The sequence below is a fragment of the Endozoicomonas sp. ALB115 genome, assembly GCF_049310245.1.
In the GTDB taxonomy this organism is placed as follows: domain Bacteria; phylum Pseudomonadota; class Gammaproteobacteria; order Pseudomonadales; family Endozoicomonadaceae; genus Endozoicomonas.
Genome location: NZ_JBLYZG010000090.1, coordinates 1 through 13,045, shown reverse-complemented (window position 1 = coordinate 13,045; position 13,045 = coordinate 1). Strand labels below are relative to the sequence as shown.

Genomic DNA, 13,045 nt, shown 5'->3' with positions numbered 1-13,045 from the left:
AACGCAATGTGCTTCATCGCTGCGCCGCAATGCCTGCATTTGAATTGCGGACGAATCACGGGTTCTACTGCTTTGACCATGACGTGTAAAAACCAGTTGCACCAGTGATAATTGTTTTTTTGCGTTGCTGTGTAAAAATCCATAATCCCGCAATCGTCGAAATCGCCTGGGTAATACATGTTTCAGTACCAGCCACAGGAAGTCTTCTCCTGGCAGGGTTCGCGTCTCTTTTTTGCCGGTTTCACTGTTGAGGTAAGAGAAGGTCACCTTTCCTTGTTTGCTGGCCAGGATGTTGTTGTCGCTGATCACGCCCCGGTACAGATACCGGGATAGATATTCAAGTGCTGGTAATCCTTTGCCCACCCGTTTGCAATTGACGACCCACTCTTTGGGCAGCCTTGTTTGCAGGCTTAGTGATAGTAGTCCCTGTTCGTCCAGGGCGCGAAGGAGTCTGGCTCAAAAGACCATGGCCAGGTTCTTGCCATTGAAAAGATAGTGACCTGTGAGTTTGCGCCACTCTTTTCGTCGGGTATTGATGCCGCCACCGGGCACGACAAAATGTATATGGGGATGGTAATCCAGCCGTCGGCTGTGGGTGTGCAGGACACCGGTCATTCCCAGGTCTGCATTCAGTTTTTTGCTATTGGCTCCAAACTGTTTCAGGGTATCAGCCGCTGTTCTGAACAGTAAATCGTACACCTGTCGTTGATGTTGCCAAGCCAGAGCCCGCAGTTGCGCTGGTAAGGTAAAGGTCACCATAAAGTATTCAACGGGCAACAGTTTCTGTCTTTGCCGTTGCATTCCAGCAGCATCATGCCGGAAGCCCCTCCCTTAAACGAGAGTCAGAGGCGAGACTTGCTGGAGCTGTTTGAAGACCGGCACAACCTCAAGAGCACGCTGATTACCAGCCAGATGCCCGTTGATCACTGGCATGAACTGATCGGTGATCCGGCACTGGCAGATGCGATTCTGGACCGGCTGACTCATAACGCCCACCGCGTCCCTTTAAAGGGTGAGTCACTGCGCAAAAAACAAGCAAAACTGGCGAAGTCCGAACCTACGTCTTAAGCTGCAAACCGATGCGTCGCTGCGCTCCGATGAGGGGTGGCCGAATGTTTCCGGAATGGGTGGCCAGATACTTCCGGAATCAGTGGCTGGATGTTAGTGGAATGGGGAGCCGAATGCTCCGGAATGCGCACTATACCCGCAAAATAGTATATAATACACATCTTGAAGGTATCGATAAGGTATCTATTAGACGTGTTTGAATATGATCCTAACAAAAGCATGATAAATTTCGACAAACATGAAATTGATTTCAATGAAGCCCAAAATCTCTGGAATGATGAGTCAAAGATCGTTTTTCCAGCAAGTGTTGAGGGTGAAAAACGATACCTGATGGTTGCAGTGTATAAAGGAAAGCATTGGACAGCAGTTTACACACTTCGAGGAAACAACATCAGAATTATTTCAGTTCGTCGTTCCAGAACAAAGGAGATTATGTACTATGAAAACTGAAGATTTCGATAAAGCCTTTGATGAAGGTAGTGATTTAATTGATGCTGTCGTTGAATGGGAAAAAGGCCATCGTCCCGATCTTGATACAAAACGTATCAATATAGACTTCCCAGTCTGGATGATTAATGCCCTTGACAAAGAAGCCGCTAGACTTGGTGTTGCTCGCCAGGCAATTATCAAAACATGGATGGCCGAAAAAATAGATCAAACTCGTCGGTAAAAACTCACCTAAATCGGGTAAGGGCTGGCCTTTCTCCAGCCCTCCCCACAGCATCCGGCATTATTTAAAACTGGAAAAAGCAAAGTTCATTTAAAGCTGTCACCGCAAAACAAGAAACGGGGGTAAGATATAAATGAAAATTCATTAGGTATTGTTATCCTGATTTTTTGCCTGATCAGTTTTTTCCTAATCCTGTGCTCATGTATGTTTGCCAGACAATTTCAAAGCATTAGAAATCAAAAATATGTGTGTTGCAAAGAACTTGAGTAAGAACTCGGCTTAACCCAGCATAGAAATATCAAGTACAAAAATGGCAGCCAATCTTTGATCATACTACCTTTAACGATCATTGTGATTTCGTCATCTATGTTAAGCTGACTGACAAAATGGTAGCCGTATGAATGAAATAAAATTTACAACCGATCAAAAGGAGCGACTCGTCAGCAAAATAAAAGACTATTTTAACGATGAGTTAGGACAGGAAATTGGTGGCTTTGATGCTGAATTCCTGATTGATTTCTTTGCCAGGGAAATCGGCTCGTATTTTTATAATCAGGGGCTTTCTGATGCTCATACTGTATTTACCGAAAAGACTGAAGAGATAGGGTATCTGATGCAAGATTTAGAAAAACCTGATAGCTGACAGGTCATTCAAGCACGCTTCATGATGTGGGTTATGTATACAGATACCCGGATTTTGTAATAAAAATCGAGTGTTTCAGGTATATTTTTAACTGTAAGTGCTGGCATTGGTGTAATCTCCGGGGAACCGTAATGGTTTCATTATGGTTTCAAAGGCCATTCAGTCAAACAGTGAAAACAGAAGGGGTGGAGCTGATCAGCAGCGCAGGCAAGCTGCAAATCAGAAATAGAGAAGGCGAACTGATCAAAGTCCGGTTCAGCAAAAAAATGTACCAGTCAATACGACCATTCCGAATGGGCGACACTGTCACCCTGCTTGCCAATGAGAAAACGGTCTTTAACAGTGCCACCCAGAAAGAGAATGGTAAAAAACAGTTCTGCAGCTTTCTGCTCATTTATAAAGGGCTGGACCAGACCAATACCCGTACGCCGGATATTGAGACCATTGGCCGGGTGCGGATTATGGATTACTGAGAATTAGACATGAGACGATAGGATTGGTGGGTTCCCGCATGAAAACCCGACACCATATCCCTGATTGATAAGGTGGGTACGCCAGCAGTCCCGCCTTTAATGCACCTTCTACTGTGCCATTCACGTACTCTTCACCGGGAAAGAATATTTCCTTACTGTCGTGTCGTGCAGAGGAGTATTTATAAATCGCAAAAGACCAGTTATCTTCTCCGCCGTTGAACTTCAACCGGCAAACCTGTCCCGGTCCATGGGTGTCAATTTTATCGAGATACAGATATTCTCCCCGGTATCTTTCCTGGTACTGACAACCATTCTCCTTGTTAAACCTGTCAATAATATTCGCAACATTGTTCTTTATAGCCTGGGGGATTTTCACTATCGCCTCCCGATCATTGTTCGCCGACACCAGAATCAAATGTAAGACACGCCCTCACTTTTTCCAGAATAAGTCTGTGGATAAGTTGTTGGCAGGTTGTGTTTATACTGTCAGTACTTCTTTATAACCCTTTGCAGTAGCTACCTGTCGAATTATTATCCCCTGTTTCAGTTATCCGGAATTTGTGTGGAAAAGATTGTGGATAAACCGTTAGGGGATAAAGGCAGCCTTTCAGACAGGCGGGGTGAGAATAATTGGTTAAATATTGATCAATAAAAATCCTCATATTCCGGATACTGCTCCGGCGCTTCACCTTTACGTTCGATCACCTGGATATCAGACGTATTCTCTTCACTGCCGTGCATGACCACGATCTCAAACTCCCAGTTATCACCATAATCAAAGATAAAGGTGATTTTCATTCCGGGAACCGGCTCAAGTTGACGCAGCCGGGTTTCAGTCACACAGGCATCAGAAATCTACTGCAGGATGACCAATCATCCGGTCGGCACCAAATGGGCTCAGATACTGAAAGTGATAAAGGTGGTCACAATCAAAGTCAAAGGTGTCAAGGATGGCTTCTGCCAGATCTTCAAGCAGGTGGTCAGCGGATACTTTCAGTGTGCGGGTGCACTGACTCCCCAAAGCAACGGACAGGACATAACTGGCAGCAATCATCGGCTCCGGTTGTTCCAGGTTTTTTTGAACATCTGGCCGAATTGCTTTTATCGCGGGCAGTAGATTGATGTGTTCATAGTCGTCTTCATATTCATCGTCTTTCAGCGAGTCGATAAACTCTTGCCGACAGGCGTTTAAAAACAACTGCCCCCAGGGCGTTAATTTCAGGAAATGGATTTCCCGGTTACTATCCTCAAGCTGGAATTCAGCCATCCCGGCCATTTTGAGAATGGTCAGGTTGAACGCCTTACCCCTGCGTAACCAGAAGCCCGGATCCCTGGCCGCTTTGCCTTGCCATAGATCGGTGTCGCCGTACCTCATCATAAACCCGGGCAGAAAGCGGTTATCAATAGTATTGATTCGCTCCCCGACGCTCATGGCATAACCTCGATTAATCCACGCTTCCAGCAGGGAAAAATATCGTTCAGCACCATTCATGCCCTGCCACTGCTGGTAAAGCGCCTCATTGATATGAAGTACTGTATTTCCCCTGCTATCTGGCCGAAGGGCGGCCAGCCCCGAACTGCGACTCAGCAATAATAGCCCCATTAGCCGGGCATAATTAGTGGTCATTGGTCGTTTCAAGGTCAGCACTTCGGGGCTGGAGAGCAGACTGTTCAGTGGCTCAGCCCATTTAACCGGAGGCAGGTTCTTGCTTTTCGAAACCTGAACCGGATTTTTCACCAGGTAATCCAGAAACACATCAACATCCCGGAGGAATACCTGGTGATGGTCCGACAGGGTAAATGCTGCTATGGCTTCTGCCGTTTTTGGTTCAAATAACATTGGCTTCATTCTTATTGCTAACTCGGTTTTGTTGACATGGATCAATTATTCAATTGCGGTAAATACGTAATCTGTATCCATCCATTGAGTGATTGCCGAAGTCGATAGCGATTGTTTCGGGGCCTGGTGCCCTTAGTATTAGTTAAATATATACCTTAAAAATGACTTCCTTTGCAGCTGTAAGGATAGATACCGTTTATAAAATTGGTATATACACCAATGAACTACACCAATTAAAAATATTGATATCTATCCGGGCCTCGGCCTGCAAAATTGCTTTTACGTCAAAAAAGTAACGCAAATGAATGAATTTTAAAGAAATAATGTTTTTCATAGACTTCTTTTTGTAGCATGAGTTACTCCTCCAGTTAATATGAAAAGCCTGCAAAGTTTCCTTCACAGGCCATCATTCAAAACTGAATAGGTAGGCTTTCACACCTACCCATCTTTGATGGCTTAAACAGCCTGCCAATTAGCCGCAATAACAGGATTTACCTGTGTACGGGTATCATCGGGAAGCTGTGCATTTCCAGGAGGAGGAGCATCAAAACCAGCCATGGCATTTACAAGGTTATCCATCTTGTTTGCCAGGAGTACTGCATCGCTGGTTCGTATCTGATCCAACTTCTGGGCATCGTTGCTGTACCAGTCCTGCACAGTGATCTGATCATCAGAGCCAATAACATCAATCAGCAGGTTGTCACCTTCACGGGTAAACCAAAGATTTTCTTCTTCAATACCAGACAGCTGCAGCACATCAGTATCAGCAGGCGTATTGGACAGGTTGTTGATAGTGTCTGAGCCGCCGTTGGCTGCAAAATGATAGGTATCGTTACCATCACCACCCATCAGGTAATCACTACCAGCATTACCATACAATTGATCATTTCCAGCACCACCATCCAGCAAATCAGCGTCCGACGATCCCAGAATAACCTGATCTCCAGCAGAACCTGACAGAATAGTTCCGAATGATCGCTCATCTGGAAGATTCTGGTAGTCCGGTGAACCGGCTGGATCAGGGTTACTGGCTCCAAAAGCACCGAATATCTGGGCTGCTGATAACTGACCACCTGAAGCAAACGTAATAGTATCAACTACATTGTCTCCACCAAGGAACCAGTCTTTAAAGGTTACCTGATCAGTCCCACCGCTGATCCGCAGGATAAAATCATTACCACTACGCATCAGGCCACTGGAAACCTGATTGAAATCTATGCCATCAAAGTGGAGAGTGTCTGAACCTCCTCCGGAATTAACAATGACATCCTGACCACCTCCGGCATTGATTACATAAGTGTCGTTGCCCCGGCCACCTATCAGCAAGTCATTACCGGCACCACCATTCAAGGTGTCGGCACCATTACTGCCTTCAAGGCGGTCATTCCCTGCATTCCCAAGAAGCTGGTCATCACCATTAAAGCCTTTAACCAAATCGTTTTGAACGGTACCTGCGAGTGAAGCATCATCACCTGTAGTTCCTTCTAATGTATTATCATAATCAGCAGAAGGGTTAGGCACCGGCAAGCCAAATACTCCAAAAATCTGGTCAGAGGTTATTTGACCTCCGGTATCAAAGGTCATGGTTTCAACCAGATGCTCTCCACCAAGGAAGAAGTTCTTCAGCGTTACCTGATTAGGCCCGCCTGCTACGCGCAAGATCAGGTCATCACCAGATTTAACCAATCCGGAAGAAACATCACTGAATCCAATTCCACCTGAGAAGCGAAGGATATCGGTACCACCACCAGTACTATCGATAACATCCTGACCGCTGGTATACACATAAGTGTCATCTCCAGTGCCACCGACATATTGATCATTACCGGCACCTCCCGTCAGGGTGTCATTTCCTGCACCACCCAAGAGGATGTCATTGGCAGAAGTGCCCGTGATTGAATCATCTCCGCCAGTTTCAGCAACAGGCGTTTCACCATTACCAGGCGTTTGTCCAGATCCATCATCAGGGTCTGGGTTGCTGCCACCTCCCGTATCGCCACCACCATTATCTGGTGAGGGTAGATCGGTCAGTAACCCTGCAAAAGAGGAAGCCGGTATTGCGTACCCACCATCGGAAGGCTGAACATAACTAATGGCTTTCTCACCACCAAGGAAATGCTCTTTCACTCTTACCTGTTGACCTAAATCGTTATCCAGCAGAATAACCAAATCATTGCCATCCTGATGGAAGCTGAGTCGGTTCCGATCTATATTTCCGTTGAAGAGAATCCAGTCCGTTCCTCCACCAGTGGCATCAATGACATCCACACCATCTCCGGCGTTGTAGTAATAGTGGTCATCACCGGCACCACCATCCAGAGTGTCATTGCCGTCTTCGCCACGGAGTATGTCGTTACCAAGGCCACCGAGAAGCACATCATCTCCGGTACCTACACCACCGCCATTACCTCCAACCAGCTGATCATTGCCGTCACCTCCTTCAAGACGGTCATTGCCCGCCATACCAAAGATAACGTCGTTTCCGCCCTTTCCGAGTATCTTATCTTTGTTGTTACTACCAGCCAGCTGCTCTCCGGCCTCAGTTCCATTCACAACGGAATCGAAGTCTGGATCACTGCCTCCGGCTACCAGTTGATTGATCTGCGTGGTTGAAATGAGTGTTCCACCGTCTGGCTGAACTGCATCCAGAGCGTAATCCCCTCCCAGGTAGTGCTTAATGACTCTTATGGATTGAGCGTCATCACCATTGGCTTTAATCAGCAGATCGTCGCCATCCCTTTCAAAACTGAGTCGATCCTGAGTCGCTCCACCACCAAGCAGGAGGATATCTACACCGCCACCACTGTTATCGATCGTGTCGGCTCCATCACCGAGACTCCAGACATACTTATCGTCACCAGCACCACCCCGAAGGGCATCATTGCCTCCTTCACCTCTTAACTGATCGGCACCGTCTCCACCCAGCAGTGTGTCATTACCATCACCGGCATCGATATAATCATTTTCAGTGCCGCCATCCAAAAGGTCATCACCGGCACCACCGAAGAGGCTATCTGCACCTTCCTGACCATAGACAGCATCAGCACCACTGCCTCCCGAAAGACTGTCATTACCCAGACCGCCTTCTAGATGATCATCACCGGCTTTTCCGTGGATATTATCGACACCACTGCCACCAAAGAGTCGGTCGTTACCGTCTTCACCGTCCAGGTAATCATCTCCGGCACCACCATAGAGCTGGTCATCACCGGCACGCCCCCAGACTTTATCGTTACCTGCTCCGGCATGAATTTCATCATTCAGATTCCGGTATCCCAGTAACTGGGCATCATCACCATCAGTACCAAATGTGACGACACGATTTTCAACATCTGCATCAGTCAAGCTAGTGTCATCCATGAATCTAAGCTGATTGACTTTGAAGTGATTGGTAGGCTCACGGAACCAGTTCTGGACGGTAATCGAATCAGTGCCATTGCTGTGTTTAATGAGCAGGTTGTCACCGTGCCGCTCGAAAGAAAGGTCACTGTCTACAATGCCTTGCCCAAATAGAATCGTATCTAAAGAAGGATCAATGTTACTGTATGACTCATCCTCACGACGCTCTATCAGAAGGTCATGGCCATCTCCCAAATTAAAGGTATAGATGTCATTACCAAATGAGCCGTAGAGTGTGTCGTTACCCTTGCCAGCATTAAAAGAGATAGCCAGTGTAGAGAATGGATCATTAAAGGCGATGAGCGTATCGTTACCGTCGCCGCCATGTAATGTGTCTGATCCCCAGCCAGTTAAGTGGTCATCGCCATCACCACCATCCAGGAATCCTCTTCCCTCAAGGGTGTCATTACCTGTTCCACCAATGAGATGGCCTGTACCCGTCAGACTGTCATCTCCGGCACCACCATAAAGCTGGTCTGAGCCGTAACCGCCGTTCAGGACATCATTACCATCACCGCCATGCAGCTCATCGTCACCACTACCACCATCAAGGCTATCGTTTCCGGCATCACCGTATAACCGATCCTGGCCAGCCCCGCCGAGCAGTTGGTCGTTGTGATCTCCACCTCGCAGAATATCGTCACCATCTTCACCTTGAAGATTATCCTGACCGTCCTGCCCCTGAAGCGTATCCGCGCCGGTGCCGCCTATGAGAGTATCGTCTCCAAGGCCACCATCCAGCAGATCATTTCCGGCTTCACCATAAAGTTGGTCATTACCACCAGAACCAGAGAGAGTGTCATTCCCTTCGCGACCATAGATAACGTCATTGCCTTCCAGGCCGTCAACACTATCGTTGTCCGGGTGGGCATAGATAGTGTCATCTCCGGAAGTGCCCTTAAGAGCCATCTCTTTTATGGTGTCATGATCCCAAACGGTGCCATCAGCAAAGACCATACGGTCAACTGCGTTTGCACTAACGATGCCAGCCGCAGTCGCAAACTGGTTGCGAATGCGGATAGCATCGTTTGTCGAAGTATTGGTAATCAGTAAGTCCGTTCCGTCGCGACGTAACAATACAGAATCAGGATTTACATCCGTAAAACGGAGTTCATCGTTACCAGAGGTGTCATCTATTTGATCATTACCATGACCTGCGGAGAATAAATACTGATCATCGCCGTCACCACCATAGAGTTGGTCATTGCCTAACCCACCTGTGAGACTGTCATCCCCTTCACCGGCATAAATCACGTCATCTCCGGCCCCCGAATTTAACGTGTCGTTACCAGCGTACGCATCTATACGATCATTGCCGTCCAATGAATTAATGACGTTATCAAGACTATTAGCCTGAATAACATCATCGCTTACAGTGCCGACCAGTGTTTTCAACGCAACTGCACTGGCATCCAGAACTTCTGAAGTACCATCAGGCTTTTCAATGGTTAATCCACTCTTGGGCTGATCATCACTGAAGAAAGATTTCAATGTAATCTGATCGCCACTACTGTCCTTAAAGGTCAGCTGAAGATCCGAGTTCACACGACGGAAAACCACATTACTGAAGTCAGCCTGGCCACCATCCAGATCACTCAGAATCAGAGTTGTTGAATCTGCAAAGTCATCATAGATAAGGTCTTGACCATCGCCTCGCGCGAACAGATAACGATCAGAACCAGTTCCCCCGTTAAGAGTATCCTGCCCCTTACCGCCTTCGAGCACATCATCACCAGAGGAGCCATCCAGCAGGTCGTTTCCATCGCCGCCTCTGAGTTCGTCATTACCGCTCTCACCATAGAGATTATCGTTGCCAGCACCCGCAGTCAGGTTATCATTACCCTGACCTCCGTAAAGGGAGTCATCCCCTCCACCGGCATCCAGAACATCATCTCCATACTCACCATAAAGGGTATCATTACCCGCATTACCCTCTAACTGATCATCCCCTTCACCACCATAGAGTTTGTCGTTACCTTCACCGCCCTGGAGCTGGTCATTTCCTGCGAGACCATAGAGTGTGTCATTACCTCCAAGCCCGGATAGCTGATCATCACTGGCATAACCTCTCAGCGTATCAGCATCGTCATTACCGGTAAGGGCCTTGAGTTTGACTTGCTCAATACCCCAGACAGTACCATCTGTAAACTCTATTTCCTGCAAGACATAGTTAGAGGATGCATCAGCCTGAAAATAACGTTCAACCCGAATGGAGTCATTGGGTGATGTAATCAGAACCAGATCATCATTCTGCCTTGTTACACGGACGTCACTTGTCGTAATGCTGCTGCCAAAGCGAATCCGGTCAACTCGTCCTTCTTCAGCGTCATAATTATGGATCGTATCTTGTCCATGCCCATGACTGAACAGATAGGTATCATTGCCCTGGCCACCCGTCAGGCGATCATTGCCCAAGCCCCCAGTCAGTAGGTCATTACCTTCACCACCTTCGACAATATCTGCACCAGCTCCAGCATCAATAATGTCATCCCCTTTCAGAGACTTGATCACATCATCGCCGCCGAGGCCGGTCAGGGTGTCATCACTTTCGTCATAGCCCCACAGCTCATCAGCTTCTTCCGTTGGAGACATGACTTTGGTTTTGACGGTTGCAATATCCCAGCGGGTACCATCCGCAAATTCAATCAGGTCAATAGCCTGTCCAGTAGAAGCGTCGCTGTTGAAATAGTTCTGGACACGAACTGTTTGAGCACCGTCGTCGATACGAATCAGGAGGTCATTATTACGCCGTAATAAAGTGGTTTGGTCTGGCTGAATGCCTTCGCCGAATTGAATTTTGTCTGTATCTAAGCCCGTGGTTGCGTCATGGATGATATCAGCACCATCGCCTTTAGCGATCACATAGGTGTCATTACCAAAGCCTCCGTAGAGGAAATCGTTGTCTGCACCACCGGTCAGAGTATCATCACCATCCTCTCCGTAAAGACTGTCCTGACCAGCAGAACCAGAGATTGTGTCATTGCCATCATTACCATAAAGACGGTCTGCACCTTCAGCTCCATCAATAGTGTCGTTACCGTCACCACCGTAGGCTGTGTCATCACCCGCACCGGTATTGATGATGTCATTTCCACCAAGACCTCTAATGACATCATTGCCAGCCAAACCTGTCAGGTTGTCATCCGAGGAGTTATAGCCCCAGACATCATCATTACCTTCCGTAGGAACAATAACTTTCGCTTTTACGGTATCAATATCCCAGATAGTACCGTCTGCGAATTCAATCCGGTCTACCGCATAGCCTGATGTGGCATCATTGTTGAAATAGTTACGAACCCGAATGGATTGAGCATCACCATCAATCTTGATCAAAAGATCATCGGTTTGTCTTAGAAGTGTGGTGTTGGCTGGAAGAATGCTTTCGCCTAACTGGATTACATCAGTGTCAGTACCCGATGAATATTCCGTTATGGTGTCGTGTCCATCCCCTTGGGCAAATATGTAGTTATCATTACCTTTGTCACCGTGTAGTTGGTCGTTAGCTCTACCACCACTGAGTGAATCATCACCTATACCGCCATTGAGGTAATCTGCACCATCTTCTCCTAAGAGCTTGTCATTACCCAGCTCACCGTAAATGCGGTCATCAGCCTCACCACCTGACAGCTGGTCATCACCATCCCGGCCATAAATTACATCATTTCCACCCAAAGCGTTGATAATATCTACACCGGCATAACCGTAGACTTTTTCAACTCCATCTGTCCCTGTCCACTGAGCAGCCTGCGCCAGAGCCTCAGACATACTGGTTACAGTGCCATCAGCATATACCAGCTGATCTATTTGGTTGCGCTCACTGATAAATCCATTTCTGATTATGACCTTCGAAATAACATCATCTTTATTAATTTCGATGATCAGATCAGTGGCTGTTCTTCGATAACTAACATTCTCAGGGTTAATGGTTGAATCAAAAAGAATCTTATCGAGGTCAGTGCCAGTAATATCATAGTCTTCTACAATATCCTGACTTCCATCAGCAGTTATGACATAGGTATCACTTCCAGCTCCACCCAAAAGAAGGTCGTTGCCAGCCCCGCCTTCAAGTCTGTCATTACCTCGCCCACCTTCAAGAGTATCAGCACCGACTCCTCCTATCAGGGTGTCATTACCATCTTCCCCTCTTAGAGTGTCATTTCCTTCTGAGCCACTGAGATTATCATTACCGGCTCCCCCCAGAAGCAAGTCATCCCCCTTCAAACCGTCAATGATATTATTCTGATTGTCACCCTGTAGCTCATCATTCTCATCTGTAGCCTGCAAGGCTAATGTATAAAGATCTGTTGAAGTCCACTCCTTCAGAGAACTATCAGGATCACTGAATTCAACTTTATCAATGGGGTAACTATTTGTGCTGTTGTAGAAATTTCGAATACGAATTTCATCTTGATCCCCATTAATGTATAGAACCAAGTCATCCCCTTGAGCACGTATCAGAATATTTTCTGAACGAATACCTGCTCCAAGAATAATACGGTCTAATGTTTCATTGCTTCCAGATTCATTGATGACATCAAGTCCATCACCAAACCCATAATAATAAGTATCACTCCCCAAACCTCCGACCATAAGGTCATCGCCAGTTCCACCAGTTAGACTATCGTCACCCGCACCACCATAAAGCTCATCATGCCCAGTTCCACCAAGTAGCTGATCGTTCCCATCACCTCCGAACAGCCGGTCATGGCCATCATTCCCTGAGAGCAAATCATTCCCTTTCTTACCGGAAATGTAATCGTCGCCAGCTAAGCCGTCCAGTTCATCGACATAGGAAGTCCCATGTATATCATCATCACCATCACTAAAGATTTGAGAAGCTACATTCTGAAGGTCAAAATTATCGCCTCGTCAGTAAAATCTGTGGGTCATTTCCGGTTCAGGTAACTTGCCAAGCGCATGATATAACGCGATTTCCGCACATCTGTAGGTCC

At 47.0% G+C, this 13,045-nt stretch carries 8 protein-coding genes and 3 pseudogenes; 5 read left to right on the top strand and 6 right to left on the bottom strand.

What is annotated here, in order from left to right; translation table 11 throughout:
- Positions 1 to 759, bottom strand: a pseudogene (locus tag ACO6VE_RS22605) (IS91 family transposase); the annotation flags it as partial.
- Positions 760 to 828: 69 nt separating this feature from the next.
- On the opposite strand from ACO6VE_RS22605, the pseudogene ACO6VE_RS22600 reads away from it, so the two are divergent.
- From ACO6VE_RS22600 to ACO6VE_RS22580, 5 genes and pseudogenes are all read left to right on the top strand, one after another.
- Positions 829 to 1,068: pseudogene (locus ACO6VE_RS22600) on the top strand (ATP-binding protein); the annotation flags it as partial.
- Between the two features lie 192 nt (positions 1,069 to 1,260).
- Positions 1,261 to 1,518 carry a BrnT family toxin gene (locus tag ACO6VE_RS22595; protein WP_422450644.1) on the top strand — a complete coding sequence of 86 codons (258 nt, stop codon included), beginning with the start codon at positions 1,261 to 1,263 and terminating at the stop codon, positions 1,516 to 1,518.
- Positions 1,508 to 1,738, top strand: a complete 231-nt coding sequence (gene brnA / locus ACO6VE_RS22590; protein ID WP_422450645.1) for a type II toxin-antitoxin system BrnA family antitoxin — start codon at positions 1,508 to 1,510, stop codon at positions 1,736 to 1,738. Before ACO6VE_RS22595 ends, brnA begins: the two co-directional genes overlap by 11 nt.
- 397 nt (positions 1,739 to 2,135) lie before the next feature.
- The gene (locus ACO6VE_RS22585; protein ID WP_422463583.1) at positions 2,136 to 2,381 is read left to right on the top strand and encodes a DUF2164 domain-containing protein; all 246 of its coding nucleotides are present in this window, start codon (positions 2,136 to 2,138) and stop codon (positions 2,379 to 2,381) included.
- A gap of 131 nt (positions 2,382 to 2,512) precedes the next feature.
- On the top strand, positions 2,513 to 2,854 hold the full coding sequence (locus ACO6VE_RS22580; protein WP_422463581.1) for a hypothetical protein: 342 nt from the start codon (positions 2,513 to 2,515) through the stop codon (positions 2,852 to 2,854).
- On the opposite strand, the gene ACO6VE_RS22575 is transcribed toward ACO6VE_RS22580, so the two are convergent.
- The 5 genes and pseudogenes from ACO6VE_RS22575 to ACO6VE_RS22555 all read right to left on the bottom strand — a co-directional run.
- Complete coding sequence (locus tag ACO6VE_RS22575) at positions 2,841 to 3,230, bottom strand: hypothetical protein (RefSeq protein WP_422463580.1); 390 nt, start codon at positions 3,228 to 3,230, stop codon at positions 2,841 to 2,843. The genes ACO6VE_RS22580 and ACO6VE_RS22575 overlap by 14 nt on opposite strands.
- 269 nt (positions 3,231 to 3,499) lie before the next feature.
- Positions 3,500 to 3,694, bottom strand: a complete 195-nt coding sequence (locus tag ACO6VE_RS22570) for an IS1096 element passenger TnpR family protein (RefSeq protein ID WP_422463578.1) — start codon at positions 3,692 to 3,694, stop codon at positions 3,500 to 3,502.
- 7 nt (positions 3,695 to 3,701) lie between these two features.
- Positions 3,702 to 4,694, bottom strand: coding sequence for a hypothetical protein (locus tag ACO6VE_RS22565; RefSeq protein ID WP_422463577.1), 993 nt, complete (start codon positions 4,692 to 4,694; stop codon positions 3,702 to 3,704).
- A gap of 456 nt (positions 4,695 to 5,150) precedes the next feature.
- Positions 5,151 to 12,821: a calcium-binding protein gene (locus tag ACO6VE_RS22560; protein WP_422463575.1), complete on the bottom strand. Its 7,671-nt coding sequence runs from the start codon at positions 12,819 to 12,821 to the stop codon at positions 5,151 to 5,153.
- Between the two features lie 6 nt (positions 12,822 to 12,827).
- A pseudogene (locus tag ACO6VE_RS22555) lies at positions 12,828 to 12,923 on the bottom strand (hypothetical protein); the annotation flags it as partial.
- Between the last annotated feature and the right edge of the window lie 122 nt (positions 12,924 to 13,045).

Coding starts and splice junctions, on each gene's coding strand:
- ACO6VE_RS22565 (WP_422463577.1), bottom strand. CDS start 4,694: ATGTTATTTGAACCAAAAACGGCAGAAGCCATAGCAGCATTTACCCTG.
- brnA (WP_422450645.1), top strand. CDS start 1,508: ATGAAAACTGAAGATTTCGATAAAGCCTTTGATGAAGGTAGTGATTTA.
- ACO6VE_RS22585 (WP_422463583.1), top strand. CDS start 2,136: ATGAATGAAATAAAATTTACAACCGATCAAAAGGAGCGACTCGTCAGC.
- ACO6VE_RS22580 (WP_422463581.1), top strand. CDS start 2,513: ATGGTTTCATTATGGTTTCAAAGGCCATTCAGTCAAACAGTGAAAACA.